This is a genomic window from Micromonospora sp. WMMD734 (assembly GCF_049178975.1).
In the GTDB taxonomy this organism is placed as follows: domain Bacteria; phylum Actinomycetota; class Actinomycetes; order Mycobacteriales; family Micromonosporaceae; genus Micromonospora; species Micromonospora wenchangensis.
Genome location: NZ_JBMHMK010000001.1, coordinates 2,355,393 through 2,380,394, shown reverse-complemented (window position 1 = coordinate 2,380,394; position 25,002 = coordinate 2,355,393). Strand labels below are relative to the sequence as shown.

General features: G+C 72.2%; 27 protein-coding genes. 16 read left to right on the top strand and 11 right to left on the bottom strand.

Annotated elements, in window-relative coordinates; translation table 11 throughout:
* Nucleotides 1-95: 95 nt before the first annotated feature.
* The 6 genes from ACN267_RS10005 (at nucleotide 96) to prcA (ending at nucleotide 6,425) form a co-directional block, all read left to right on the top strand.
* Nucleotides 96-2,165 carry a hypothetical protein gene (locus ACN267_RS10005; protein ID WP_281897935.1) on the top strand — a complete coding sequence of 690 codons (2,070 nt, stop codon included), beginning with the start codon at nucleotides 96-98 and terminating at the stop codon, nucleotides 2,163-2,165.
* A 58-nt stretch (nucleotides 2,166-2,223) separates the two neighbouring features.
* Entirely contained in the window at nucleotides 2,224-3,741 is a 1,518-nt protein-coding gene (gene dop, locus ACN267_RS10000) for a depupylase/deamidase Dop (RefSeq protein WP_372446003.1), read from the top strand.
* A 109-nt stretch (nucleotides 3,742-3,850) separates the two neighbouring features.
* Nucleotides 3,851-4,063 carry a ubiquitin-like protein Pup gene (locus tag ACN267_RS09995; protein WP_204960157.1) on the top strand — a complete coding sequence of 71 codons (213 nt, stop codon included), beginning with the start codon at nucleotides 3,851-3,853 and terminating at the stop codon, nucleotides 4,061-4,063.
* A 22-nt stretch (nucleotides 4,064-4,085) separates the two neighbouring features.
* Entirely contained in the window at nucleotides 4,086-4,772 is a 687-nt protein-coding gene (locus ACN267_RS09990) for an endonuclease VII domain-containing protein (RefSeq protein WP_421488492.1), read from the top strand.
* Nucleotides 4,691-5,530, top strand: coding sequence for a proteasome subunit beta (gene prcB, locus ACN267_RS09985; RefSeq protein WP_204960155.1), 840 nt, complete (start codon nucleotides 4,691-4,693; stop codon nucleotides 5,528-5,530). Before ACN267_RS09990 ends, prcB begins: the two co-directional genes overlap by 82 nt.
* A 61-nt stretch (nucleotides 5,531-5,591) precedes the next feature.
* Nucleotides 5,592-6,425 (top strand): proteasome subunit alpha, encoded by an 834-nt coding sequence (gene prcA, locus ACN267_RS09980; protein WP_421488491.1) that lies wholly within the window; start codon nucleotides 5,592-5,594, stop codon nucleotides 6,423-6,425.
* 128 nt (nucleotides 6,426-6,553) lie between these two features.
* Here prcA and ACN267_RS09975 read toward each other — a convergent pair whose 3' ends face one another.
* From ACN267_RS09975 to rfbB, 6 genes are read right to left on the bottom strand one after another with little or no spacing between them, the layout of a single operon-like run.
* On the bottom strand, nucleotides 6,554-7,582 hold the full coding sequence (locus ACN267_RS09975; RefSeq protein ID WP_421488490.1) for a glycosyltransferase family 2 protein: 1,029 nt from the start codon (nucleotides 7,580-7,582) through the stop codon (nucleotides 6,554-6,556).
* A complete protein-coding gene (locus ACN267_RS09970; RefSeq protein ID WP_421488489.1) occupies nucleotides 7,583-8,893 on the bottom strand; it encodes a polysaccharide biosynthesis protein in 1,311 nt (436 codons plus the stop codon).
* Nucleotides 8,893-9,594 carry a glycosyltransferase family 2 protein gene (locus ACN267_RS09965; RefSeq protein ID WP_204960151.1) on the bottom strand — a complete coding sequence of 234 codons (702 nt, stop codon included), beginning with the start codon at nucleotides 9,592-9,594 and terminating at the stop codon, nucleotides 8,893-8,895. Before ACN267_RS09965 ends, ACN267_RS09970 begins: the two co-directional genes overlap by 1 nt.
* Entirely contained in the window at nucleotides 9,587-9,994 is a 408-nt protein-coding gene (locus ACN267_RS09960; RefSeq protein WP_239485766.1) for a DUF2304 domain-containing protein, read from the bottom strand. Before ACN267_RS09960 ends, ACN267_RS09965 begins: the two co-directional genes overlap by 8 nt.
* On the bottom strand, nucleotides 9,991-10,878 hold the full coding sequence (rfbD, locus tag ACN267_RS09955; protein ID WP_281897924.1) for a dTDP-4-dehydrorhamnose reductase: 888 nt from the start codon (nucleotides 10,876-10,878) through the stop codon (nucleotides 9,991-9,993). The genes ACN267_RS09960 and rfbD overlap by 4 nt, the downstream gene beginning before the upstream one ends.
* The gene (gene rfbB, locus ACN267_RS09950; RefSeq protein WP_421488488.1) at nucleotides 10,875-11,876 is read right to left on the bottom strand and encodes a dTDP-glucose 4,6-dehydratase; all 1,002 of its coding nucleotides are present in this window, start codon (nucleotides 11,874-11,876) and stop codon (nucleotides 10,875-10,877) included. Before rfbB ends, rfbD begins: the two co-directional genes overlap by 4 nt.
* A gap of 88 nt (nucleotides 11,877-11,964) precedes the next feature.
* On the opposite strand from rfbB, the gene rfbA reads away from it, so the two are divergent.
* The 5 genes from rfbA to ACN267_RS09925 all read left to right on the top strand — a co-directional run bounded on the left by rfbA (nucleotide 11,965) and on the right by ACN267_RS09925 (nucleotide 15,878).
* On the top strand, nucleotides 11,965-12,882 hold the full coding sequence (gene rfbA / locus ACN267_RS09945; RefSeq protein ID WP_421488487.1) for a glucose-1-phosphate thymidylyltransferase RfbA: 918 nt from the start codon (nucleotides 11,965-11,967) through the stop codon (nucleotides 12,880-12,882).
* Nucleotides 12,879-13,502, top strand: coding sequence for a dTDP-4-dehydrorhamnose 3,5-epimerase (rfbC, locus tag ACN267_RS09940; protein ID WP_204960147.1), 624 nt, complete (start codon nucleotides 12,879-12,881; stop codon nucleotides 13,500-13,502). The genes rfbA and rfbC overlap by 4 nt, the downstream gene beginning before the upstream one ends.
* 68 nt (nucleotides 13,503-13,570) lie before the next feature.
* The gene (gene pafA / locus ACN267_RS09935; protein ID WP_088646860.1) at nucleotides 13,571-14,929 is read left to right on the top strand and encodes a Pup--protein ligase; all 1,359 of its coding nucleotides are present in this window, start codon (nucleotides 13,571-13,573) and stop codon (nucleotides 14,927-14,929) included.
* Nucleotides 14,930-14,984: 55 nt separating this feature from the next.
* Nucleotides 14,985-15,182 (top strand): hypothetical protein, encoded by a 198-nt coding sequence (locus tag ACN267_RS09930; protein ID WP_088646859.1) that lies wholly within the window; start codon nucleotides 14,985-14,987, stop codon nucleotides 15,180-15,182.
* A 153-nt stretch (nucleotides 15,183-15,335) separates the two neighbouring features.
* On the top strand, nucleotides 15,336-15,878 hold the full coding sequence (locus tag ACN267_RS09925) for a carboxymuconolactone decarboxylase family protein (protein ID WP_204960146.1): 543 nt from the start codon (nucleotides 15,336-15,338) through the stop codon (nucleotides 15,876-15,878).
* 40 nt (nucleotides 15,879-15,918) lie between these two features.
* Here the strand turns inward: ACN267_RS09925 and ACN267_RS09920 are convergent, their stop codons facing one another.
* Both ACN267_RS09920 and ACN267_RS09915 read right to left on the bottom strand, forming a co-directional pair.
* Nucleotides 15,919-17,004, bottom strand: coding sequence for a DUF3866 family protein (locus tag ACN267_RS09920; RefSeq protein ID WP_204960145.1), 1,086 nt, complete (start codon nucleotides 17,002-17,004; stop codon nucleotides 15,919-15,921).
* A gap of 54 nt (nucleotides 17,005-17,058) precedes the next feature.
* Nucleotides 17,059-18,129 carry a cation diffusion facilitator family transporter gene (locus tag ACN267_RS09915; protein WP_421488486.1) on the bottom strand — a complete coding sequence of 357 codons (1,071 nt, stop codon included), beginning with the start codon at nucleotides 18,127-18,129 and terminating at the stop codon, nucleotides 17,059-17,061.
* 233 nt (nucleotides 18,130-18,362) lie between these two features.
* Here ACN267_RS09915 and ACN267_RS09910 point away from each other — a divergent pair, with 233 nt between their 5' ends.
* From ACN267_RS09910 to tatC, 5 genes are all read left to right on the top strand, one after another.
* Nucleotides 18,363-19,361 carry a helix-turn-helix transcriptional regulator gene (locus tag ACN267_RS09910; RefSeq protein WP_204960143.1) on the top strand — a complete coding sequence of 333 codons (999 nt, stop codon included), beginning with the start codon at nucleotides 18,363-18,365 and terminating at the stop codon, nucleotides 19,359-19,361.
* Nucleotides 19,358-20,353, top strand: coding sequence for a helix-turn-helix transcriptional regulator (locus tag ACN267_RS09905; protein WP_204960142.1), 996 nt, complete (start codon nucleotides 19,358-19,360; stop codon nucleotides 20,351-20,353). The genes ACN267_RS09910 and ACN267_RS09905 overlap by 4 nt, the downstream gene beginning before the upstream one ends.
* Nucleotides 20,354-20,363: 10 nt before the next feature.
* Nucleotides 20,364-20,612, top strand: coding sequence for a hypothetical protein (locus ACN267_RS09900; RefSeq protein WP_204960141.1), 249 nt, complete (start codon nucleotides 20,364-20,366; stop codon nucleotides 20,610-20,612).
* Between the two features lie 261 nt (nucleotides 20,613-20,873).
* Nucleotides 20,874-21,227 (top strand): Sec-independent protein translocase subunit TatA, encoded by a 354-nt coding sequence (gene tatA, locus ACN267_RS09895; protein WP_281897911.1) that lies wholly within the window; start codon nucleotides 20,874-20,876, stop codon nucleotides 21,225-21,227.
* A gap of 18 nt (nucleotides 21,228-21,245) precedes the next feature.
* Nucleotides 21,246-22,199 (top strand): twin-arginine translocase subunit TatC, encoded by a 954-nt coding sequence (gene tatC, locus ACN267_RS09890; RefSeq protein WP_281897909.1) that lies wholly within the window; start codon nucleotides 21,246-21,248, stop codon nucleotides 22,197-22,199.
* Between the two features lie 60 nt (nucleotides 22,200-22,259).
* Here tatC and ACN267_RS09885 read toward each other — a convergent pair whose 3' ends face one another.
* Genes ACN267_RS09885 through ACN267_RS09875 form a run of 3 tightly spaced genes read right to left on the bottom strand, consistent with a single transcriptional unit; the run spans nucleotide 22,260 to nucleotide 24,754 of the window.
* Nucleotides 22,260-23,009, bottom strand: coding sequence for an amino acid ABC transporter ATP-binding protein (locus tag ACN267_RS09885; RefSeq protein WP_421488485.1), 750 nt, complete (start codon nucleotides 23,007-23,009; stop codon nucleotides 22,260-22,262).
* The gene (locus tag ACN267_RS09880) at nucleotides 23,006-23,815 is read right to left on the bottom strand and encodes an amino acid ABC transporter permease (RefSeq protein ID WP_421488484.1); all 810 of its coding nucleotides are present in this window, start codon (nucleotides 23,813-23,815) and stop codon (nucleotides 23,006-23,008) included. The genes ACN267_RS09885 and ACN267_RS09880 overlap by 4 nt, the downstream gene beginning before the upstream one ends.
* 42 nt (nucleotides 23,816-23,857) lie before the next feature.
* The gene (locus tag ACN267_RS09875) at nucleotides 23,858-24,754 is read right to left on the bottom strand and encodes an ABC transporter substrate-binding protein (protein ID WP_421488483.1); all 897 of its coding nucleotides are present in this window, start codon (nucleotides 24,752-24,754) and stop codon (nucleotides 23,858-23,860) included.
* Nucleotides 24,755-25,002 lie beyond the last annotated feature (248 nt).

The following is a 25,002-nucleotide window of genomic DNA, read 5'->3' as shown; positions in this document are numbered from 1 at the left end:
CACCCACTGTTAACCGCGCCACCCCGCGCCGGGCGGGTGGAATGCCGGACTCGTCGCTAGACTTCCCCCACCGCTAGTCGACTCCGAGGAACCGCGTGCCGCCCGAGCTGTCCGTCGCCGATCCGCCGCTGTCCCCGGCAGTGGATCGCACGCCCCCCACCGTCCCGACGCCCCGGCGGGGCCGCAGCTGGCGGTGGATACCCCTTCTGCTGGCCGCCCTCGTCGCCGCCTGGGCCGTGCCCGTCGCCGGGCACGCCCTGCACCGGGAGTGGCTGCTCCCGCCGATCGTCCTGGTCGCCACGGCCAGCCTGCTACGCGGTGGCCGCACCCTGCTCGACCGGCTGATGCTCGCCCTGGGCCTGCTGCTCGGCCTGACCACGATCGCCGGCCTGGTCTTCCCGGTCTGGCCCTGGGGGATGCGGCCGGTGCCGCTCACCGGGACCGCCCTCACCGCGCTGGTCCTCGCCGCCGCCGCGCTACGCCGCCGTCCCCGGCTGCCCCGACCCGGCTGGGCCGACCTGTTTCCGCTGGCCGGTGCCGCCGCCATGGTGTTCTACCTGCGGCAACCCTGGCAGCGGGCCACCGACCTCGCCGACCGGCTCACCGTCCTCGGCGCGGGCGAGGACAACTGGCGGCACCTGGCGCTGTTCGACGCGATGGGCCGCCTCGACGGCTACACCTTCGTGGACCCGGCCGCCGCCCGGGAGCAGATCACCGCCCAGCTCATCTACTACCCGCAGGGCTGGCACCTGGCCACCGCCCTGCTCGACGGTTTCCTGACCCCCACCGGGCCGCGCGTTGACGATCTCGTCGCCCACTACTTCGGCTGGACCGTCGCCGGCTTCGGACTGTTCACCCTCGCGCTGATCTGGGCGGCCCAACGGCTGGCCGGCCCGATCCACCTGCTGCACCGCACGGTGCTCACCGTGGTCGTCGGCGCGCTGGTGCTCGGCACCCAGCTGCCGCGACTGCTCAACGCCGGCTACCCCACCGAGGTGCTCGGCCTGACGCTGACCGTCCTGATCGCCACCCTGGTCGCCCGCCCCGTGCCCGGCACCCGGGAACAGGTCGTGCTGCTGTGCGCCCTGCTCGCCGCCGTCGGGTTCACCTACTACCTGTTCCTGCCGGCCGCCGCCGTGCTGGTCCTGTGCTGGGTGCTCACCCACTGGCGGGAGGCGCTGCGCCGGTGGTTCACCGTGCTGACGGTCGGCCTGGCCGGGGCCGCGCTGGCCCTGATCGCCCCGCTGCTCGGCGTGCTGCGGGCCGGGCAGACCGAGGCGCTGGTCATCGGCTCGTCCCAGGCCGTCGAGGGCTGGCGGGCGCTGATCTGGCTCGGCGGCATCGTCGGGGTGGCCCTGCTCGTCCAGGTCGCCCGCGCCGATCCGGCGTGGCGGCGTTGGCTGCTGGTCTGTGTCGTCGGCGCGGCCCTACCGCTGACCATCGCGCAGATCAACACCGACGCCGGGGTGACCCCTGGCTACTACTTCGTCAAGGGCACCCACCTGGCCACCGCGTTGCTCATCGTCGGCACCGCCGGGGTGGTCCGGCTGCTGCCGGTGCCCCGACCCGCCCTGAGCTGGCGAGGGGTCGGCAGCACCACGGCGGGGGTGCTCGCTGCCGCGCTCACCATGACGGTCGCGGTGGCGCTGTGCGGGGTGACCGGCTGGCACCGCAGCCTGCTGGTGGTCGACGAGCAGACCTGGGCGCAGCGGTGGGTCCACCAGGACCTCACCCTGCCGTCCCGGGTGGCCTGGGTGTGCGCCGACGCCCAACAGCGCTATCCCGAGGTGCCGGGCACCACCACCCTGGTCATCGACCGGGGACCGATGCGGTCCTACCTGATCTCGCTGTGCCTGTCGGCGTTGCACGGCACCACGGCGGCCACCGATCCGGGCATCTACAGTCTGCCGTTCCTCGAACCGGACCGCACCGACATCATCGTCCGCCGGGTGGCCGGCCCGATCCGGTTCATCACCTCCGACCCCAAGGGTGAACGTCGGGTGCACCGCATGCTGCGCGACGAGCCCGCCCTGCGGCACCGGTTGAGCTGGGTGCCGTTGACGGTCCCCGAGTGCGACGTGGCCCCCTCCGACGAGCCGCCTCCGCCGACCCTGGAGACCGCGACTCCCGACCCGGCCGAAGCGGCGTGCCCCCTTCCCCGGTGAGGCGGACTACGCTCGACGTGACGGCGGACCGGGTGAGGCGAGCGGAGCAGGTAGGTCGATGAGCGTCAGAAGGATCATGGGCACCGAGGTCGAGTACGGGATCTCCGTGCCCGGTCAGGCCGGAGCCAACCCGATGGTCACCTCGTCGCAGGTGGTCAATGCGTACGGTGCGCGCCCGGAACTCAACCGGGGCGGCCGGGCCCGGTGGGACTACGAGGAGGAGTCGCCGCTGCGCGACGCCCGGGGGTTCACCTACTCCGGGGCCGCCTACGACCCGGCGGAGGCGCTCGCCGACGAGGATCTGGGCCTGGCCAACGTGATACTCACCAACGGTGCCCGGCTCTACGTCGACCATGCCCATCCGGAATACTCCACCCCCGAGGTGACCACCCCCCTCGACGTGGTCCGGTGGGACAAGGCGGGGGAGCGGGTGATGGCCGAGGCGGCCCGGCGGGCGGCCACCATCCCCGGCACCCAGCCGATCCACCTCTACAAGAACAACACCGACAACAAGGGTGCCAGCTACGGCGCCCACGAGAACTACCTGATGCGGCGGCAGACCCCGTTCGCCGACATCGTGGCGTACCTGACGCCGTTCTTCGTGACCCGGCAGATCGTCTGCGGCGCCGGTCGGGTCGGCATCGGGCAGGACGGCGGCCAGAGCGGCTTCCAGATCTCCCAGCGGGCGGACTTCTTCGAGGTCGAGGTGGGGCTGGAGACCACCCTCAAGCGACCGATCATCAACACCCGCGACGAGCCGCACGCCGACGCCGACAAGTACCGCCGGCTGCACGTCATCATCGGCGACGCCAACCTGTCGGAGATCTCCACCTACCTCAAGGTGGGCACCACCGCGCTGATTCTCACCATGATCGAGGAGAAGGCGCTCGGTGCCGACCTGGGCATCGCCGATCCGGTCGCCGAGCTGCGCGCGGTCAGCCACGACCCGTCCCTGACCCACCGGATGCGGCTGCGCGACGGGCGTCGACTGACCGCCCTGGACCTCCAGTGGGCCTACTACGAGCGGGCCCGCTCCTTCGTGGAGGAGCGGTACGGCGCGGACGCCGACGCGCAGACCCTGGACGTGCTGGAGCGTTGGGAGCGGGTGCTGGACCGGTTGGGCCGCGACGTGTTCCTCTGCGCCGACGAGTTGGACTGGGTGGCCAAGCTGCGGCTGCTGGAGGGTTACCGGGAGCGGGAGAAGCTGGGCTGGGGTTCGCACAAGCTCCAACTGGTCGACCTCCAGTACTCCGACGTCCGGCCGGAGAAGGGCCTCTACCACCGGCTGGTGACCCGGGGCTCGATGAAGACCATGCTGGACGACGAGCAGACCCGCCGGGCGATGACCGAGCCGCCGGAGGACACCAGGGCCTACTTCCGGGGCCGTTGCCTGGCCCAGTACGCCTCCGAGGTGGTCGCGGCGAGCTGGGATTCGGTGATCTTCGATGTGGGCCGGGAGTCGCTGGTCCGGGTGCCGATGATGGAGCCGGAGCGGGGCACCCGCAAACACGTGGGCGCGTTGTTCGACAGGTGCGACACCGCCAAGGACCTGCTGGAGACGTTGACCGGCGGCTGATCCGACAGGTGCCGGTGGCCCGTCGTGCGTCGGATGCCGGCGCGCGGCGGGCTTTTCGTCGCCTCCGCGAGGTAAGTTCATCGCAGGCGATCGTGGAGGAGGCACCGAGATGGCTTCACAAGAGGGCGGCCAGTCGCAGGCGGGCAAGTCGCACCAGGCCGAGGAGATCGAGGACGTCACCACCGAGGCCAACCCCGAGGTGGCGGAACGGCACGCGGAGATCACCGAGGACGTCGACGACCTGCTCGACGAGATCGACTCGGTCCTGGAGGAGAACGCCGAAGAATTTGTGCGCGGCTACGTACAGAAAGGGGGTGAATAGGGCATAACGGGTTAAATCGGACATGCCCTATCCGCTCGACGATCGAGACGGACACCGTCGTTGCCGAGACTGCGGCGAGTGGAAGTTGCTCGATGAGTTCTGCGTGAACAGCCGTCGGCCCGATGGCCGGGGCAGCTATTGCAAGCCTTGCTTCAACCTGCGTTTCCAGGTGAGCTATGCCAAGCGGACGAGGGAGAAGCACGGCCGGGAGGTTCGCCAACCACCTGTGGTTCCGGATGGCCACCGTCGCTGCCCGACGTGTGGTGAGACGAAAGCGCTCGACGACTTTCCCCGTAACCGGTCGGGGCGCGGCGGCTACGGCCGATACTGCAAGCCCTGCCACAACGAGAAGGGTAGGGAGAGCAAGCTCCGGCTCTACGGCGGCAGTCGCGGGTACCACCTGCGCCGCCGCTACGGGATCGGCGAGCAGGAGTTCCGGGAGCTTCTCGCCGAGCAGGGCGGCGTCTGCGCCGTTTGCGGCGCGGAAGATCCTCAACATGTGGACCACGATCACCGCACCGGATGGGTGCGCGGGATACTCTGCTTCAACTGCAACGGTGGTCTTGGCCAGTTCCGTGACAGTCCCACGAGGCTGGCCAGGGCGATCACGTACCTGAGAGGAACCACGTGGCAGCGGGCTTTGATCCATCCGGGCGTCTACCAGATGTGTTCACCAACGCGGGGACGTCCTCCTTCACCTCGTTCCTGAGCAGGGTGGCCCCCGAGATGCTGCCCGGCCGACGGCCGCTGCCGCCGGGCATGGCCGCCGACCTGGCACCCCACGCCACCACCATCGTGGCCATCTCGGCCACCGGGGGTGTGGTGCTGGCCGGCGACCGCCGGGCCACCATGGGCAACCTGATCGCGCAGCGCGACATCGAGAAGGTGCACCCCGCCGACGCGTACTCGCTGGTCGGCATCGCCGGCACGGCGGGCATCGGCATCGAGTTGATGCGCCTGTTCCAGGTCGAGCTGGAGCACTACGAGAAGATCGAGGGCGCGATGCTCTCCCTCGACGGCAAGGCCAACCGGCTCGCCGCGATGATCCGGGGCAACCTCGGTGCCGCCATGCAGGGGCTCGCGGTCGTCCCGCTGTTCGCCGGCTTCGACCTGGCCGCCCGGGACCCCGCGCGGGCCGGGCGGATCTTCAGCTTCGACGTCACCGGCGGCCCCTACGAGGAGACCGGCTACGACGCGATCGGCTCCGGTTCGCTGTTCGCCAAGTCGGCGTTGAAGAAGCGCTACCGGGCCGGCCTGTCCATCGACGACGCGACCCGGCTCGCCGTCGAGGCGCTCTACGACGCCGCCGACGACGACACGGCCACCGGTGGGCCGGACCTGACCCGGCGGATCTACCCGGTGGTGATGACGGCGACCGCCGAGGGCACCCACCGGCTCACCGAGGCCGAGACGGCCACCATCGCCGAGGCCGTCGTCGCCGGGCGGATGGAGAACCCGGGCGGCTGACGCCGTCCCCACCCCCACCAGCCCCAGTCGTCAGCACAGCGCCAGAAGGAGAACCGCCGCCGTGGCCATGCAGTTCTACGCCTCGCCCGAGCAGATCATGCGCGACCGCTCCGAGCTGGCCCGCAAGGGCATCGCCCGGGGGCGCAGCGCGGTGGTCCTGAGTTACACAGGCGGGGTGCTCTTCGTCGCGGAGAACCTCTCCAGCGCCCTGCACAAGGTCAGTGAGATCTACGACCGGATCGGCTTCGCCGCCGTCGGTCGGTACAACGAGTTCGAGAACCTGCGCCGCGCCGGGGTGCGGATGGCCGACCTCAACGGCCTGAGCTACGACCGGCGGGACGTGACCGGCCGGGCGTTGGCCAACGCGTTCGCGCAGACCCTCGGCGCGATCTTCACCGAGCAGTCCAAGCCGTTCGAGGTGGAGATCTGCGTGGCGCAGGTCGGTGCCACGGTCGAGGAAGACGAGCTGTACCGGCTCACCTACGACGGCTCGGTCAACGACGAGCCGGGCCGGATGGCGATGGGCGGTCAGGCCGAGGCGATCACCGGCGTGCTCAAGTCCGAGCACCGCCCCGACCTGTCGCTCAGCGAGGCGGTCAGGGTGGCTATGAAGGCGCTGAGCAGCGTCGGAGGCGAGGGTGGTGCGGCCCGGACGATCGCCCCCAACCAGTTGGAGGTGGCGGTCCTGGACCGCGGCCGGGTGGGGCGTACCTTCCGACGGATCACCGGCGCGGCGCTGACCGCGCTGCTGGAGGGCGACGCGGCAGGTGACGCCGCGCCGGCCGACGGCCGGGCCGCGACCCCGACGGTGCCGACCGAGGAGGCGCACAAGCCCACCACCTCGGCCGGCTCGGCCGACCTGGAGGGTCAGCCCCAGGAGAAGCCGGAAGCGTGACGGTGACACGGGTCGGGGCCGGGGTGACGAGAACCCCGGCCCCGACCCGTGGATGCCATCCGCCATCCGCGCCGCCGCCCGCCCACCGGGGCCGGAACCGGCACGCACCGGTGGCGGCGGGTCGACGGTCAGGCCCTGCGCAGCAGCGGCTTCGCCAGCGCCCAGTAGCCGGCGGCGATGACGTTGAAGACGCCCATGCCGGGTGGCGACTCGACGTTCGACGGGTCGACCTTCGCGGTCATCAGCTCGGCGATGATCCCGTCGGGGACGATCCGCTCCTGCTGGAGGCGGCGACGCCGGGCCCGCACCCAGGCCCGGTTGGTCCACAGCCAACCCCAGCCGCGCGCCTTCTCCCGCGACCAGCCGCCGAGCAGCGCGGCCACCAGCATCGCCGCCTCGGTGAGCAGTAGCATCGGGGCCAGCACCACCAGCGTCCGCGTCTCGTACGCGGTGAGCAGCGAGATCAGCCGGTTGCGTTCCAGCAGGTAGTGCTTGAGCTTGTTGCGGGAGAACTCGTAGTGGTGCACCACCACGGCGTCGGGGACGTACTCCTGGCGCAGCCCGCGTTGCCACAGCCGCAGGCTGATCTCGGTGTCCTCGTGGTAGGCGAAGTACTCGGCGGCGAAGCCGTCCAGCTCCCGCCAGAGCGCCCGGTTGATCACGAAGCAGCAGCCGCTGATCGACGGCACAGTGGTCCGCCGGGCGTGCGCGCTGGCCGGCTGGCCGTTGCCGCCGGCCCAGGACAGCCCGATGTAGTGCAGCGGGTTGCCTGACGTGTTGATCAGGTCGGGGTTCTCGGCGAGCCGGATCGAGGCCATCACCGCGCCCACACCCGGCTCACCGGCCACCGCCACCGTACGGGCCAACGCGTCGGGGGCGACGACGGCGTCGGAGTTGACGAAGGCCAGCCACTCGCCGGTGGCCTCGGCGGCACCGACCCGGCAGCCGCCGGAGTAGCCGGTGTTCTCCTCCGGCCGGACCACCCGCACCCCGGCGAGGCCCTTGACCACGTCGATGCCGTCACCGGTGCAGCCGTTGTCGACCACGATCAGCTCGATCTCGACGTCGACACTGGCCAGCACGGCGCGGGCGGCGTCGACCAGGTAGGGCTCGGCGCCGTAGGCGAGCATCACCGCGGACACCTGGGGGCGGGACATCTACAGACCTCCGGAGACGCCGGCGGCCACCACGTCGTCGAGCGGCCGGCCGGGGGTGGGGGTGGCCGGGCGGGCGCCCCGGCGCAGCAGCAGGACGGCCATGGTGGCGGCCACCACGACGGAACCGACGGCGTAGGCCAGCTCGACGCGGAGCGCGACCGGGGCCGGGACGGCCGTGACGGCGAGCAGGGCGGCCACCCCGATCGTCCACGACACCGCCTGGGCGCGGTGCCGGTCGAGGGCGAGCAGCGCCTGCCCGAGCACCATCGCCCACAGGTAGGCCAGGGTGCCGACGGCCAGCCAGGCGAAGTCGCCGTGGCCGAGCACGCCGGGGGCGTCGAAGAGCCGGTGCACCAGCCACGGGCCGAGCGCCACCGCGCCGACCGCCCCGGCGACGCCGAGGGCGGTGACCACGCCGAGCGCCCGGCGCAGCAGGCGGCGGAAACCGGTCACGTCGCCGGTGGTGGCGGTGGTGGCCAGGCCGGGCAGCAGCGACGCCTGCATGGAGCCGAAGACGAACAGCGGGATCCGGACCAGCACCAGGGCGGAGAGCAGCGCACCGGCGGTCGCCACGTCGGCCGGGTCGAGCAGCCGGGCGTTGATTACGCCGACGTTGACCACGACCTGGGAGAGCAGGCTGGAGACGGTGAGCAGGCCGAGGCCGCGCAGCAGGGTGCCCCAGGCCACCGGGACGCCGCCGCCGACGGCCCGCAGCACCGGCGGCAGGGTCACCAGCACCGACAGCAGCGGGGCGACGACCAGCACCGCGCCGTACCAGACCGGGTGGGTGACGCCGGTTACGCCGAGGCCGGCGACCAGCGCGATGCGTACCCCGCCGTCGACCCCGAGCTGGGTGCCGTACCAGGGGAAGAGTTGCAGGCCGGACAGCACGCCCCGGGTGGTGTACGCCACGGCCATCGCGACCAGCGCGCCGATCAGCACGGCGACCATCGTGGCGTCACCGGCAAAGAGCCGGTCGGTGAGCGCCCGGTAGCCGGCCAGGGTGGCCACGACCAGCAGCGCCAGCACGACGGCGGCGACGGTGGCTCCCCGGGCCAGCACCGGGCCGGGGGGCAACCCCTGGCTGCGGCGGGCGGCGACGACCCGGGCGACCTCCTGCTCGACGGGGATGAACACGCCGATGCCGAGGGTGAATACGATCGACCAGAGCACCGACAGCGAGGAGTAGTCGGCGCGGTCGAGGGCGTGTCCGGCGACCGCGAGGTGCACGTAGGAGGCGAGCCCGAGCAGGGCGAGCCCGCCTCCGACGGCGAGGGTGCCGGGCGGGACGAGGTGGAGCAGCCGCCGCATCACCGGCGGATGAGCGCCAGCGTGAGTACCGCGAAGGCCCGGCCCAGGTAGATCATCGCCTTGGCGGGGGAGTGGCTGGGGGTGCCGGCCATCCGTTTGCGCATCGCCACCGGCACCTGACGGATGCGGTAGCCGCGCCGGGCGGTGTGCACCAGGGTCTCCACCGTGTCGCCGAGGTACTCGGCCGGGTACCAGCCGGCGAACATCTCGATGACCCGCCGGTTGGCGGCCCGGAAACCGGACGTGGTGTCGGTGAGGCGGGTCCTGGCCACCCGGGAGAGCACCCCGGACAGCATGACCATCGCCCAGCGGCGGGGCCCGCGCACGGAGTAGTCGCCCTCACCGGCGAACCGGGCACCGATGACCAGGTCGTTGTCGTCGAGCAGGTCGACCAGTTTGGGCACGTACCGGGGGTCGTGCTGGCCGTCGGCGTCGATCTGGATGGCCACGTCGTAGTCGTTGTCGCGGGCGTAGCGGTAGCCGAGCCGCATCGCGCCGCCCACTCCGAGGTTGTAGGGCAGCTTCGCCACCCGGGCTCCGGCGGCGGCGGCCACGGCGGCGGTGCGGTCGGTGGAGCCGTCGTCGACCACCAGCACGTCGACGCCGGGCAGTTCGCCCCGGACCTCGCCGACGACGTCGGCGATCGACCCGGACTCGTTGAGCGCCGGGATGATGATCAGGACGCGCTTGCCGTTAACCATCGTGGGACACCAGTTCGTCTCGGGTGGCTGCGGTGAGCTGGGCGCCGTCGGCGAGCCGGGCGGCGCGCTCCGCGTCGATCTGCGCGCGGAGCAGGGCGAAGTCCTCGGCCAGGGTCCGGGTCTCCTCCTCCAGCGCGCTGACCTCCCAGCTCAGGTGCACGCAGACCAGCAGCAGGAAGACGATGCCGAGGAAGAGCACCAGGCTGACGCCGGAGACCACGCCGAAGAAGCCGGCCACGTTGTCCAGCAGGCGGGGGAACAGCGACAACGGGATGACGATGACCAGCACGCCGAGCCAGAGCATGCCGTACTTCTCGCGGAGCTGCCGGCGGCGCAGCAGCTCGACGATGGTGGCGAGCAGGATCAGGCCGGTCAGACCGGTGACGAGGGTGAGCTTCATGCGACCTTCCACGGGGCGGGTGCAGTCGGGGAGGCGAAGGCGTCGGACAGCGCGTCGTGCCAGTCCGGCGGCGGGGGCAGGCCGGCCTCGGCCCACCGGTCGTGCCCTAGCACACTGTACGCGGGTCGCGCGGCGGGACGGGGAAACCGGTCGCTGGTGGTGGGTCGGACCCGGTCCGGGTCGAGCCCGGCCAGCGTGAAGGCGGCGCGGGCCAGCCCGTACCAGGTGGTCTGGCCGGTGCAGGTGCCGTGGTAGATCCCGGCGGGTGCCCGGTCGGCCAGGGCCGCGTCGGCGAGCGCCACCAGCCGGGTGGCCAACGCGTACGACCAGGTGGGCTGGCCGTGCTGGTCGTCGACCACGTCGAGGTGCTGCCGGGTGGCGGCCAGGTCGAGCATGGTGGTGACGAAGTTGCGTCCGTGTGCGCCGTAGAGCCAGGCGGTCCGCACCAGGTAGCCGGTTTCGGGGAGAAATCGGACCACGGCCCGCTCCCCGGCGAGCTTGCTGCGGCCGTAGGCGTTGACCGGGTCGGTGGGGGCGTCCTCGGCGTACGGGGTGTCGGCGTCACCGGCGAAGACGTAGTCGGTGGAGACGTGCAGCAGCCGCGCACCGTGCCCGGCGCAGGCGCGGGCCAGGTGGGCCACGCCGTCGCCGTTGATCGCGGTCGCCGCCGCCTCGTCGCGTTCCGCGCCGTCGACGTCGGTCCACGCCGCGGCGTTGAACACCACGTCGTGCCCGGCGACCGCGGCGTGCACCGCCCCGGCGTCGGTGACGTCGAGGTCGGCGCGGGTGGCGGCGGTCACCTTGAGGTCGCCCCGGGTGGCCAGCACGGCGAGCAGGTCCCGGCCGAGCATGCCACCCGCGCCGGTGACGAGGACCCGGGTCATGCGGCCGGTGCCGTCTTCAGCGGCTCCCACCAGGCCCGGTTGTCCCGGTACCAGGCGACGGTCCGGGTCAGGCCCTCGTCGAGGCCGATGCTCGGGGCGTACCCCAGCTCGGTGTTGATCTTGCTGATGTCCAGCGAGTAGCGGCGGTCGTGGCCCTTGCGGTCGGTCACCGGGACGACCCGGTCCCAGCCGGCGTCGCACGCCTCCAGCAGCCGCCCGGTCAGCTCCTTGTTGCTCAGCTCGGTGCCGCCGCCGATGTGGTAGACCTCGCCGGAGCGGCCGGCGTGCGCCACCATCGCGATGCCCCGGCAGTGGTCGTGCACGTGCAGCCAGTCCCGCACGTTGCCGCCGTCGCCGTAGAGCGGCACCGTCCCGCCGTCGAGCAGGTTGGTCACGAACAGCGGAACGACCTTCTCCGGGAACTGGTAGGGCCCGTAGTTGTTGGAGCAGCGGGTGACCACCACGTCCATCCCGTGGGTCCGGTGGTAGGCCAGCGCCAGCAGGTCGGACCCGGCCTTCGAGGCCGAGTACGGCGAGTTCGGGGCCAGCGGCCAGGTCTCCGTCCAGGACCCGGAGTCGATGGAGCCGTACACCTCGTCGGTGGAGACGTGCACGAACCGGCCGGTGCCGTGCCGCAGCGCCGCGTCCAGCAGGGTCTGGGTGCCGAGCACGTTGGTGGTGACGAACGGCGCGGCGCCGGCGATCGACCGGTCGACGTGCGACTCGGCGGCGAAGTGCACGACCACGTCCTGGCCGGCGACGACCTCGTCGACCGTCGCCGGGTCGCAGATGTCGCCCCGGACGAACCGCAGCCGGGGGTCCTCGCGCACCGGGGCGAGGTTGTCCAGGTTGCCGGAGTAGGTCAACTTGTCCAGCACGGTCACCGTCGTGGGCTCGATCGCGGGCACGCCGGACGCGTCGCCACCGGGCACGCCCAGCAGCATCCGTACGTACTCCGACCCGATGAATCCGGCTCCGCCGGTGACGAGAATCCTCACGGGGACGGAAGTGTACGCGCATCGGCCCGCAGCTCCGGGGACCGTGACCCCGGTGTCCGGTTCGCGCCGGTCCCGGTAGGCTCCCCCGGTGCGTGGAATCCTTCTCGCTGGTGGCACCGGGTCCCGGCTGTGGCCGATCACCCGGGCGGTGTCCAAGCAGCTGATGCCGATCTTCGACAAGCCGATGGTCTACTACCCGCTGTCGACGTTGGTGATGTCCGGGGTGCCGGAGATCCTGGTGATCACGACTCCGGAGGACCAGGAGCAGTTCCAGCGGCTGCTCGGCGACGGCAGCCAGTGGGGGCTGCGCCTGGAGTACGTCGCCCAGGCCCGCCCGGAGGGCATCGCGCAGGCGTTCGTGCTCGGCGCGGACTTCATCGGCGACGACTCGGTGGCGCTGGTGCTGGGCGACAACATCTTCCACGGCGTCGGCCTCGGCCGGCAGTTGGCCGACAACGGCGACCTGGTCGGCGGGCGGGTGTTCGCCTACCCGGTGGCCAACCCGCAGGCGTACGGCGTGGTCGACTTCGACGGCGACGGCCGGGTGCTGTCGATCGAGGAGAAGCCGGCCCGGCCGAAGTCCCGCTACGCCGTGCCCGGCCTGTACTTCTACGACAACCGGGTGGTCGAGATCGCCGGCAAGCTCACCCCCAGCGCCCGGGGCGAGCTGGAGATCACCGCGGTCAACGAGGCGTACCGGGAGGCCGGCGAGCTGTCGGTCACCGTGCTGGACCGGGGCACCGCCTGGCTGGACACCGGCACCTTCACCTCGATGATGCAGGCCGGCGAGTTCGTCCGGGTGATCGAGGAACGGCAGGGCATGAAGATCGGCTGCGTCGAGGAGGTCTGCTGGCGGGCCGGCCTGATCGACGACGGGCAGCTGCGCGCGCTGGCCGAGCCGCTGACCAAGAGCGGTTACGGTGACTACCTGCTGGGTCTGCTGGCCGACAAGCACGACGAGGCGGTGCTGCGCGCGGCACAGTCGGGAACGGAGGGGGCGCGGTGAAGATTCGTCCGCTGAGCATCGAGGGCGCCTGGGAGGTCACCCCGCAGCAGCACGGTGACCCACGCGGCCTGTTCATGGAGTGGTACCGGTTCGACCAGCTCGCCGAGGCGGTCGGCCATCCGCTGCGGCTGGCCCAGGCCAACCTGTCGATCTCCGGACGGGGTGTGGTGCGCGGCATCCATTTCGCCGACGTCCCGCCCGGGCAGGCCAAGTACGTCACCTGTGTGCGGGGCGCGGTGCTCGACGTGGTGGTGGACCTGCGGACCGGTTCGCCGACCTTCGGCCGTTGGGAGGGCGTCCGGCTGGACGACACCGACCGGCGGGCGGTCTACCTGGCCGAGGGGCTGGGGCACGGCTTCTGCGCGTTGACCGACGACGCGACCCTCAACTATCTCTGCTCGACCACCTACAACCCGACCGGGGAGCACGCGGTGCACCCGCTCGACCCGGAGCTGGGCATCGAGTGGCCCGCCGAGGTGCCGCAACTGTCCGCCCGCGACGCGGCGGCGCCGACGTTCGCGCAGGTCAGGGCGGCAGGGACGCTGCCGGACTACGCCGCCTGCCGGGAGTTCGTGGCCGGGCTGGGGCCGGACGGAATGTCGTACTCGGACGGGATCTGAGCGACCGGAGCACACTACCTGTGCTGTGACAGTGACGAACCGGCCCTCCGGGCGGCTAGTGTCACATCATGGAGCGGCGAATCTTCGGCCTCGAGACCGAGTACGGCGTCACCTGCACCTATCGCGGGCAGCGGCGGCTGTCCCCAGACGAGGTCGCCCGGTACCTGTTCCGCCGGGTGGTGTCGTGGGGCCGGTCGAGCAACGTGTTCCTGCGCAACGGGGCCCGGCTCTACCTGGACGTCGGGTCGCACCCGGAGTACGCCACTCCGGAGTGCGACTCGGTCACCGACCTGGTCGCCCACGACCGGGCCGGTGAGCGCATCCTGGAGGGCCTGCTCGTCGATGCGGAGAAGCGGCTGCACGACGAGGGCATCGCGGGTGAGATCTACCTGTTCAAGAACAACACCGACTCGGCCGGCAACTCGTACGGCTGCCACGAGAACTACCTGGTCTCCCGGCACGGTGAGTTCGGTCGGCTGGCCGACGTGCTCATCCCGTTCCTGGTCACCAGGCAGCTGATCTGCGGGGCGGGCAAGGTGTTGCAGACCCCGCGCGGGGCGGTCTATTGCCTGTCCCAGCGGGCCGAGCACATCTGGGAGGGCGTCTCCTCGGCGACCACCCGCAGCCGGCCGATCATCAACACCCGCGACGAGCCGCACGCCGACGCCGAACGCTACCGGCGGCTGCACGTCATCGTCGGGGACTCCAACATGAACGAGGTCACCACGCTGCTCAAGGTCGGCTCGGCCGACATCGTGCTGCGGATGATCGAGGCGGGCGTGGTGATGCGCGACCTGTCGCTGGAGAACCCGATCCGGGCCATCCGGGAGGTGTCGCACGACATCACCGGCCGGCGTAAGGTGCGGCTCGCCTCCGGCAAGGAGGTCAGCGCGCTGGAGATCCAGCAGGAGTACCTGGCGCGGGCCACCGAGTTCGTGGAGCGTCGCGGCGGCGACCAGACCGCCAAGCGGGTGGTGGAGCTGTGGGGGCGGGTGCTGAACGCGGTGGAGAGCGGCAACCTGGACCCGGTGGCCCGGGAGATCGACTGGGTGAGCAAGCTCCGGCTGATCGAGCGCTACCAGCGCAAGCACGACCTGCCGCTGTCGCACCCCCGGGTGGCGCAGATGGACCTGGCCTACCACGACCTGCGTCGGGGCCGGGGCCTGTACGGGCTGCTGGAACGGCGTGGCCAGGTGGACCGGGTGGCCACCGATCCGGAGATCTTCGAGGCCAAGGAGACCCCGCCGCAGACCACCCGGGCCCGGCTGCGTGGCGAGTTCATCAGGCACGCCCAGGAGAAGCGGCGTGACTTCACCGTCGACTGGGTGCACCTGAAGCTCAACGACCAGGCGCAGCGCACCGTGCTCTGCAAGGACCCGTTCCGGGCGTACGACGAGCGGGTGGAGCGGTTGATCGCGAGCATGTGACCGGTGGGCCGGCGGTCGGTGACGGCCGCCGGCCCACCGGTACGCTGGCGGGGCGATGAACGATTCCGAATCCGCCGACCGCGAGCGCGGCGACACCCAGCGGCTCAACTGGATCGACCGCCGCCGGGCGAAGATCCGCGACGAGATCGCCCGCAACCGCCGGGGCGAGTACACCGTGCCGACCTGGGTGTTGACCGTGGCGCTGGTCGTCATCGTGGTCGGCTGGCTCGCGTTGATCTTCCTGGTCGGCTGACGCGGGGCCGTCGCGGTCCCCCGCCGTGCACCGCCCGGTGGGGCCGCCGCCGCCGACCGATCGAGCAATCTGGAAGATGAGCCGGCCGCCCGGTGCTGGCACCCTGGTGCGACGGCGGCCCGTCGGAGGCGGCCGACGAATCAGGGGGTGCCGGTGGCGCATATCGATCTTGGTCTCGACGAGAAGGCGTTCCCGGGGATCACCGGGCCGATGCGCTACCGGCCGGAGACCGCGAAACCGCTGAACGAGCTGGCCGAGGTGCTGTTGCGCGCCCCGCACCCGACGCTGACGCCGGGCGAGCGGGAACTGATCGCCGCCTACGTCTCCGGGCTCAACGAGTGCCGGTTCTGCTGCGCCTCCCACTCGGCGTTCGCCGCCGCCCAACTGCCCACCGGGATGACCCTGGTCGACCAGGTGCGGGCCGACCCGGACACCGCGCCGATCAGCGCGAAGCTGCGGGCCCTGCTCCGCATCGGCGCGGCGGTCCAGGCCGACGGGCGGCAGGTCACCACCGAACTGGTCGAGGCGGCCCGCGCCGAGGGCGCCACCGACCTGGAGATCCACGACACGGTGCTGATCGCTGCCGCGTTCTGCATGTTCAACCGGTACGTCGACGGGCTGGGCACCTACGCCCCCGAGGGTGAGGGCTACGAGGCGACGGCCGCGCGGATCGTCGAGCACGGCTACACGGCCTGACCACGGGGTCGACCGCCCCGGCGGGCGGTGCCGGGACCGGTCAGCCGAGCAGCGCGGCGGCGTGCCGGCCGGCGGCGGCCGCCGCGAGGAAGTAGGCGTGGTCGGCGTCCAGACCCCGGCCCATCGTGGACAGTCGCACGGGCAGGGCGCGCAGCGCGGCGTCCAGGCCGGTGGTGCCGACCCGGACCAGGGTGTGCCGGTCGGCCAGCGGGGCCAGCGCGGTGTCCACCCGGGCCGCCAGCTCCGGCGGCAGGCCATCCGGCACCACCAGCTCCGCCGGGGCCAACGCCACCCGGCCGTACGCGGTGAGGCTGTGGTGCGACACCCCCTGGTGCCGGGGGCGGGCGTCGGCGTCGGAGATCCGCAGCGAACCGACCGGCCGGCCACCCAGCACCGCCACCGCGTTGACCGCCTCGCCGACGGCGACGCCGGAGAACCCCCACCGGGTGCCGGTGCCCAGGTTGCCCGGCCCCTGCGCGACGATCGCCACGTCGGCGCGGAGCACGTGCCGGGCGGCCAGCAGGCCGGTGTGCAGGGTGGCCGCCTCCAGATCCCCGCCGAACGCCTGCCCGACGCTGACCGTGCCGACCAGCGCGTCGCGTAGCCCGTCGAGGGTGCGGGAGAACCAGGCCGGCAGCGCGCCCCCGTCGGTGAGCAGGTAGGCCACCCGGGCCCGGGGGGCGTCGGCGTGGATGCCGGCGAGGATCGCCGGCAGGGCGGAGTGCAGGTCGGCGGTGACCACCGGCAACCCGTCCAGGTCGTCGACGGCGGCGAGCAGCGCGTGGTGCGGCGACGCCTCCTCGTCGACCCCCAGCATGATCGGCTGCAACGGGGTGTACCGGGCCTTGACCAGGTGACCGGCGTCGCGGGTGTCGCCGGCCTGCGGCGGGTCGGCGGGCAGCCGGTCGGGCAGGGCGACCACCAGGGCGTACCCGCCGGTGCCCAGGCCCATTAGCAGCGCGCCGGCGTTGAGCAGCACCCGGTCGCCGGGGACGGGGTCGCCGACCAGCTCCGGGTAGGCCAGCGCGCGCATGCTGGCCCCGTCGGGCAGGGCGACGTCGAGTTCCACCGCGCCGGCCCACCGTCGCCGTACCGCCGTGACCGTCCCGGACCGCCATCGCACCATGCCCGGCACGCTATCGCCGACCATCCGGCCGGCCGCGTCCGGGGCCGTGGCCGGTCAGCCCCGCCCGTCCGGCTCCTGATCGGACGGCCCGTCGGCCGGTCGCGTGCCGCCGACCGGGCCGGGGTACGCCGTGCCCAGCGGGGCGTCGCCCACCGGGCCGGGCACCTCCTGGGTACGCCGGGCGTGGCGGCCGGAGCCGGGCAGTGACCGGGTGGGGTCGAGGAAGACGTACCCGATCTCCGGGTAGCGGTCGGTGAGCCGCCGTTCGGCCTCGTCGGCGGCGGCCTCGATGTCGGCCCCGGTCGCCTCGTCCCGGAAGTCGACCTTGGCGGCCACCAGGATGTCGTCCGGGCCGAGTTGCATGGTCAGTAGGGTGTCGACCCGGTCCACCGTCGGCAGGCCGGCCAGCTCGCGTTCGATCTCGCGGTGCAGCCGTTCGGGCACCGCCCGGCCGACCAGCAGCGAGATGTTGCTCCTGGCCAGGATGGCGGCGACCACGAGCAGCAGCAGGCCGATCAGGATCGAGGCGATGCCGTCGAACAGCTCGTCGCCGGTCCACTGCGACAGACCCAGCCCGACCCCGGCGATGAGCAGGCCGATCAGGGCGGCGCTGTCCTCCAGGAACACCGCCTTGACGGTGGTGTCGGCGGTCAGCCGCAGGAACCGGCGCGGGGTGGTCCCCCAGCGGCGGGACTCGCCGCGTACCTGGCGGACCGCGCGGGCCAGCGACACCGACTCGATGGCGAAGGAGACCGCCAGCACCACGTACGAGATCAGGTAGTCGCCGCTGTGTTCGTGGACCAGGATGGTGGTCACCCCGTGGGTGATGGCGAAGCCGGCACCGGCCACGAAGGTGAACAGCGCGGCCAGGAACGCCCAGACGTAGCTCTCCTTGCCGTACCCGAACGGGTGCCGGACGTCGGCGGGCCGGGCCCCCCGGCGCAGCGCCAGGTAGAGCAGCACCTCGGTGGTGGTGTCGGCGACCGAGTGGGCCGCCTCGGAGAGCATCGCCGCGGAGCCGGAGAGGATCCCGGCGACCAGTTTCGCCACCGCGATGGCGAGGTTCGCCGCCCCGGCCACCACCACCGTGCCGACGCTCTCGTTCTTGACTGCGGCTTCCGACATGCGGTCACCGTAGTTCCGTGAACCCGCCTCCGCCCGCAGCGGCCGGCGGTTCGTGCCCCGGTGATCAAGAGCTTTACGTCAATTTGATCTCTACGGATGACGCGAACCTCTTGATCACCGCAGCAGGACGGGGCGCAGCAGGGCAGGGCGGGGCGGGGATCGTGGTCGGGTGGGGCGGGCCCGGTCCGGCGTGGGTGCACGGGTATCCCGTCCGGGCTGCTAGCGTTCACCCCGTGTCGCGGAGTCGTACCGAACGCCTGGTCAACCTGGTGATCTGTCTGCTGTCCACCAGGCGGTTCCTGACCGCCGCGCAGATCGCCGCGACCGTGCCCGGCTACGAACACGATCCGGACGACGCCCGGGAACACGAGGCGTTCCAGCGTAAGTTCGAGCGGGACAAGGCGGAACTGCGCGAGCTGGGGGTGCCGCTGGAGACCGGGACGGCCAGCGTGTTCGACGCCGAGCCCGGTTACCGGATCGCCCACCGGGAGTACGCCCTGCCCGACATCCCGCTCGAACCGGACGAGGCCGCCGCGGTGGGCATCGCCGCCCGGTTGTGGCAGCACGCCGGGCTGGCCGCCGCCGCCTCCTCGGGGCTGGCCAAGCTGCGCGCGGCCGGCGTGGACGTCGATCCGCAGGCCACCCTCGGGTTGGAGCCGATGGTCACCGTCGACCCGGCGTTCGCCCCGCTCACCGCCGCCGCCCGGGACCGCCGCGAGGTCACCTTCGACTACCGGGTGCCCGACCGGGACGCGCCGACCCGCCGCCGGTTGCAACCGTGGGGCGTGGTCTGCTGGCGGGGCCGCTGGTACGTGGTGGGCCACGACCGGGACCGGGCGGCCACCCGCTGCTTCCGGCTGTCCCGGGTGACCGGCGCGGTGCGCGTCACCGGTGCGCCAGGTGGCTACGAGCCCCCGGCCGGCGTCGACCTGATCTCGCACGTGGCCGCCTGGTCCGGGCCGGTCGAGCGGACCGGTCGGGCCACCGTGCTGGCCACCCCCGGGCGGGCCGCCGGGCTGCGCCGGTGGGCGGTGCAGTGCGTGCCCGGCCCCGACGGTGACCGGTTGGTGCTGCCCTACGCCGATCCGGAGTCGCTGGCCGGACACCTGGTCGGATACGGCCCGGACGTCCGGGTGCTGGACCCACCCGAGGTGCGCGACGCGGTGATCCAGCGGCTCAAGGAGATCGCCGTGCGGCACGACGAGTTGGCCGTGGCCGGGGGTGCCAGGTGACCCGCCCCGCCGCGCGTACCTCCGCCGACCGGCTGGCCCGGCTGCTGAACCTGGTGCCCTACCTGCTGGCCCGGCCGGGCATCGAGATCGCCGAGGCGGCCGGCGACCTGGGCGTCACCGAACGGCAGCTGCGCGAGGACCTGGAGCTGCTCTGGGTCTGCGGGCTGCCCGGCTACGGCCCGGGTGACCTGATCGACATGGCCTTCGACGGCGACCGGGTGACCATCACCTACGACGCCGGCATCGACCGGCCGCTGCGGCTCACCCCGGACGAGGCGCTGGCCCTGGTGGTGGCGCTGCGGATGCTCGCCGAGACGCCCGGGGTGGCCAACCGGGAGGCCGTCGAACGGGCCCTGGCCAAGATCGAGAACGCGGCCGGTGACCTGGTCGGCGCCCCGGTGGCCGTCCGGCTGCCCGGCGAGGGCCAGCGGGTGCAGGAGCTGCGGGCCGCGGTCGAGCGACGGCGGGCGCTGCGGATCACCTACTACACCGCCGCCCGGGACGAGAGCACCGACCGCGTCATCGACCCGCTGCGGATGCTGATGGTCGACGGCCGGGCGTACGTCGAGGCGTGGTGCCGCCGCGCCGAGGCGGTCCGGTTGTTCCGGGCCGACCGGATCGACGCGGTCGTCGAGCTGGACGAGCCGGCCGTGGTGCCGCCGCAGGCCCGCCCGCACGACCTGCGGCAGGGGGTGTTCCAGCCGTCTGCGGACCTGCCGCTGATCACCCTGCGGATCGGGCGGGGGGAGCGGTGGATCACCGAGTACTACCCGTGTGAGCGGGTCGAGGTCGACGGTGACCACTGGCTGGTGTCGCTGCGGGTGACCGATCTCGACTGGGCCCGCCGCTTCGTGCTCGGGCTGGGCCCGGACGTCACCGTCCTCGCCCCGGTCGAGCTGGCCACCCAGGTCCGCGCCCAGGCCACCGCCGCGCTGGAGGCGTACGCGACGCCCGCCCCGGCCGGCCCGGCGGGCGCGGTGACGTCCCGGTAGGCTGACCGCCGTGGTGAAGTGGATCGTGCTGGCGGTGCTGCTGTTCGCGCTCGTCGTGTTGGCCCTGGCGGTGCGCCCGGTGCTGGTGCGGCTGCCCCGGCTGCGCCGGGCGGCGGTGGGGTTGCAGCGTCGTCAGGCCGACGCGGAGGCGTTGCGGCACAGCGCCGAGGCGTTGCAGGAGCGGGCCGAGGCGTTGCAGCGGCAGACCGAGACGACCCAGCAGCGGCTCGAACTGATCAAGGCCAAGCGCGGGAACTGACCGGGGTCGAGGGCGCGAACCGATCGATGCCAGGCGCGGAGAGTGATCGACGCCGGTCGGTGAATCGCGTGCCCGCCGTCCGCCCGACGTCCGTTTCACGCGGCTCTGCACCCGTACAGGTGGTTGACGGGACACTCAGCGGTGGTCAAGACTTCACCGGCCGGGCCGCATCAGCGGTGGCCCGGCGGGTGGCAGCAGCCCGTCGCGCACGTACGATGGGCGACGACCCCACCCTTCGACACAGAGCGACTGGAGCTTCCCATGGGTGCCCTCAAGCCGTGGCACATCGCCGTACTCGTGGTCGTGCTGATCCTGCTGTTCGGCGCGAAGCGGCTTCCCGACGCGGCCCGCTCGCTCGGCCGTTCGTTGCGGATCATCAAGGCGGAGACCAAGAGCCTGGCCGACGACGACCGCGACCTGGCCGAGAAGGCCGACGCGCAGGCCGGCTACCAGCCGCTGCCGCCCCAGCAGCAGCCCGTGCAGCAGCAGCCGTACGCGCCGCAGCCCCAGCAGCAGTACGCCCAGCAGCCTCAGCAGCAGTACGCCCCGCCGCAGCCCCAGCAGCAGCCGCTCGCCCCGCCGGTCGACCCGGTGCAGCGCGTCCGCGACAACTGACCGAAGGGCCCGATCACCGTGGCCTTCGCACTCCGTAAACGTGGCCCCAGCACCTTCGAACGGGCCTCCGACGGTTCCATGACGCTCATGGAACATGTCCGCGAGCTGCGGAACCGGCTGTTCCGTGCCTCGCTGGCGATCGTGGTGGGGCTGATCGTGGGCTTCTGGCTCGCGCAGCCCGCGTTCAATCTGCTCAAGGAGCCGTACTGCCAGCTGCCCGGTGCCCTCGACGCGGCGGGCGAGTGTCAGCAGTTCCTCCAACTGTCACCGGCGGACGGCTTCATCCTCAAGCTCAAGCTGGCGCTCTGGATCGGCCTGATCGTCGGCGCGCCCGTCTGGCTCTACCAGCTGTGGGCGTTCATCGCGCCCGGCCTGCACCGGCACGAACGCAAGTGGGCGTACGTCTTCGTGTCGATCGCGGCGCCGCTGTTCGCCGCCGGGGCGGTCCTGGCCTACCTGGTGGTGGACAAGGGCCTCGCGTTCCTGATGGAGTCCGGTGTCACCGGGCTGTCCACCCAGCTCGAGGTGACCCGCTACATCTCGTTCGTCACGAACATGATCCTGCTGTTCGGGGTGGCGTTCGAGTTCCCACTGATCCTGTTGATGCTCAACTTCACCGGCGTGGCGAGCGCGAAGCGCCTGCTGAGCTGGTGGCGGGCGGTCATCTTCATCTGCTTCGCCTTCGCCGCGATCGCCACTCCGGACCCGGGTCCGTTCGGGATGACGCTGCTGGCCCTCTCGCTGTCGCTGCTGTACTTCGTCGCGGTCGGGGTGGCGTTCATCAACGACCGGCGCAGGAAGCGGCGCGACGGCTCCTACGCGGGGCTGAGTGACGACGAGGTGTCGCCGCTGGAGTTGGACGACGACCCGGTGGTGGCCACGCCGGAGCTGGCGTTGTCCGAGCCGGTGCACGCCTCCGAGCCGGTGGCCCCGCCCAAGCCGATCGACCGCCGCTACGACGACATGACCTGATCGCCGGGTCATCCGTACCATCCGACGCCGCTCCCGCCTGCCGGGAGCGGCGTCGCCGTCTCAGAGCACCTGGGACAGGAAGCGGCGCAGCCGGGGGTGCTGCGGTGACTCGAAGACCGCCTCCGGTGCGCCGGCCTCCAGCACGACACCGTGGTCCATGAACGCAACGGTGTCGGCGACCGAGCGGGCGAAGCCCATCTCGTGGGTGACCACCACCATCGTCATGCCCCCGGCGGCCAGCTCGGCCATCACCCCGAGCACCCCCTTGACCAGTTCCGGGTCCAGCGCCGAGGTGGCCTCGTCGAAGAGCATCACCTCAGGTTGCAGGGCCAGCGCGCGGGCGATGGCGACCCGCTGCTGCTGCCCGCCGGAGAGGTGGGCGGGTCGGGACTCGGCCTTGGCGGCGAGGCCGACCAGCGCCAGCTGGGAACGGGCCAGCGCGACCGCCTCCTCCTCGGGCAGCTTCTTGAGCCGGCGCAGGGCCAGGGTGATGTTGCGCAGCACGGTCATGTGCGGGAACAGGTTGAACTGCTGGAAGACCATCCCGACGCGTTGCCGCAGGGCGTCCGGGTCGTCGCGCAGCACGCTGCGCCCGTCGAGCAGGACGTCACCGGTGTCCGGTTCGATCAGCCGGTTGACGGTGCGCAGCAGGGTGGACTTGCCGGAGCCGGACGGGCCGATGACGCAGGCCGTCGCGCCCCGGGCGACGTCCAGGTCGACGCCGCGCAGCACCCGGTTCGTCCCGAAGGCCAGGTGCACGTCACGGACGGCGAGGCTGACCGGGGTGGTGGTCGCGGTGCCGGCGGTCATCGGGGATCCTTTCGGGTGGGACGCGGTCGCGGTAGGGCGGTCTCGCCGGCCAGGGCCAGCCCGCCGTCGTCGTCGGGGTCGGAGTCGGGGTCGACGGTGACCGTCCGGCCCCGGCGCAGCCGGCGGTCGATGGCGTTGACCGCATGGGTCAACGGGACGGTCAGCAGCAGGTAGCACAGGCCGGCCAGTAGCAGCGCCGACTGGTTGCCGGTGTTGGCGGCGTAGTCCTGCCCGATCCGGAACAGTTCCCGCTGGCTGGCCAGCAGGCCGAGGAAGTAGACCAGGCTGGAGTCCTTGATCAACGCGATCAGCTGGTTGACCCAGGCCGGTAGCACCCGGCGTACCCCCTGCGGGACGATAACCAGGCGCATCGCCTCACCCCAGGAGAACCCGAGCGCGCGGGCCCCCTCCAGCTGCGCCGCCTCCACGCTCTGGATGCCGGAGCGGAAGATCTCCCCGATGTACGCGGCGGCGATCAGCGACAGCGCGAGGATACCCAGCGGGTACGGGTTCGGCCCCCACACCTGCATGCCGAGCGGGGCCAGGCCGACACCGATCAGCAGGATGGTGGCGGCGGCCGGCAGGCCCCGGAACACGTCGGTGTAGACCCGGGCCGGCCACCGCAACCAGCGGGTACGGGAGATGCCCGCCACGGCCAGCGCCATGCCCAGCACCGAGCCGAGCAGGGCGGCGGAGACCGCCAGGATCAGCGTGTTGGGCAGCCCGACGGTCAGCATCTCGGGCAGCGCCTCGCGCATGGACTCCCCGTTGAAGAACGTCTCCCACAGGGTGCTCAACGGATCCATCGTGTTTCTCCTACCGCCCCGCTCGCTGGTCTGGTCGTACCGTCAGGAGGTGGCCGAGGCCGACGGCGTCGTCGCGTCCGGGGCGGTGACGTCGCCGCTGCCGGGGGTGAAGCCGGCCGGGATCGGCCGACCCGGGTAGTACTGCTGCTGGAGCCGGGTCCAGGTGCCGTCGGCGATGACCTCGTCGAGGCCCTTGTCCAGCGCCTCGCGCAGCGCGTCGTTGCCCTTGGCGACGGCGTACGCGGTGGGGGCCGGGCTCAGTTCGGTGGCCGCCACCGTGATCTTGCCGTTGCTGTCGGCGGCGGACTTCTCGCCGATCTCGGCGGGGGCGATCCAGGCGTCGGCGGTGCCGGCCTTGAGCTGGTTGATCGCCCCGTTGTAGTCGGGCACCCGCACCGGGTCGAGCTTGCGCGAGGTGGCGTAGTCGTCCTGCACGGTGCCCTGCACGACCACCACCCGCTTGCCGGCGAGCTGGTCGAAGCCGGTGAGCGGGGAGCCGGCCGGCACGTCGAGGCCGAAGTAGCCGAAGTCGTACCCGTTGCCGAAGTCGACGGTCTTGCGGCGGGCCTCGGTGACGGTGATCGAGGAGCTGCCGACGTCGAACTTGCGGTTGTTGACCTGGGAGAGCAGCGCCGAGAAGTCGGTGCCGACGAACTCGACCGTCAGCCCGACCCTGCCGGCGACGGCGACGAGCAGGTCGTTGTCGAAGCCGGTGAACCTGCCGTCCTTGAGGTAGACGTTCGGTGGGGCGTCGGTGAGCGTGCCGGCGCGCAGCACACCGGGCTGGAGCAGGCCGTACGGGTTGTCGGCCGGCTCGGTGTCGCCGCCGCAGGCGGTCAGCGCGGTGCCGGCGAGCAGGGCGGCGACGCCGAGCGCGGCGACCCGCTTCCACGCGGCGCGGGGCAGTCGGGGGGTGGGCAGGGCAGGAAGGAATCGCACGGGTGTCTCCGGAGGTGGTCGGGCGGCGGCGGACGCGCGCCGCCGACGGGATGCCCGCCGGGCATCCCGCTGAGGTGTCACGGGAAGAGGGGTTCGACTAGCGGCGACAGGAGTCGCTGTGTACCCGCATGAGGTCGACGTGTCGCCGCCTGACCAGCCGTACGCCGACGGACCGGACGCCGGGTCGGGTCACGACGGTGACGCCGTCGCCGGGCGGGGCGGGTGAGTGGTTCGACACGGGTTCTCCC

Coding starts and splice junctions, on each gene's coding strand:
- ACN267_RS09995 (WP_204960157.1), top strand. CDS start 3,851: ATGGCTTCACAAGAGGGCGGCCAGTCGCAGGCGGGCAAGTCGCACCAG.
- ACN267_RS09885 (WP_421488485.1), bottom strand. CDS start 23,009: ATGACCGCCGGCACCGCGACCACCACCCCGGTCAGCCTCGCCGTCCGT.
- ACN267_RS09975 (WP_421488490.1), bottom strand. CDS start 7,582: ATGTCCCGCCCCCAGGTGTCCGCGGTGATGCTCGCCTACGGCGCCGAG.
- ACN267_RS09970 (WP_421488489.1), bottom strand. CDS start 8,893: ATGCGGCGGCTGCTCCACCTCGTCCCGCCCGGCACCCTCGCCGTCGGA.
- ACN267_RS09990 (WP_421488492.1), top strand. CDS start 4,086: ATGCCCTATCCGCTCGACGATCGAGACGGACACCGTCGTTGCCGAGAC.
- rfbD (WP_281897924.1), bottom strand. CDS start 10,878: ATGACCCGGGTCCTCGTCACCGGCGCGGGTGGCATGCTCGGCCGGGAC.
- pafA (WP_088646860.1), top strand. CDS start 13,571: ATGGAGCGGCGAATCTTCGGCCTCGAGACCGAGTACGGCGTCACCTGC.
- tatA (WP_281897911.1), top strand. CDS start 20,874: ATGGGTGCCCTCAAGCCGTGGCACATCGCCGTACTCGTGGTCGTGCTG.
- ACN267_RS09960 (WP_239485766.1), bottom strand. CDS start 9,994: ATGAAGCTCACCCTCGTCACCGGTCTGACCGGCCTGATCCTGCTCGCC.
- ACN267_RS09965 (WP_204960151.1), bottom strand. CDS start 9,594: ATGGTTAACGGCAAGCGCGTCCTGATCATCATCCCGGCGCTCAACGAG.
- ACN267_RS09920 (WP_204960145.1), bottom strand. CDS start 17,004: ATGGTGCGATGGCGGTCCGGGACGGTCACGGCGGTACGGCGACGGTGG.
- ACN267_RS09930 (WP_088646859.1), top strand. CDS start 14,985: ATGAACGATTCCGAATCCGCCGACCGCGAGCGCGGCGACACCCAGCGG.
- dop (WP_372446003.1), top strand. CDS start 2,224: ATGAGCGTCAGAAGGATCATGGGCACCGAGGTCGAGTACGGGATCTCC.
- ACN267_RS09915 (WP_421488486.1), bottom strand. CDS start 18,129: ATGTCGGAAGCCGCAGTCAAGAACGAGAGCGTCGGCACGGTGGTGGTG.
- ACN267_RS09880 (WP_421488484.1), bottom strand. CDS start 23,815: ATGGATCCGTTGAGCACCCTGTGGGAGACGTTCTTCAACGGGGAGTCC.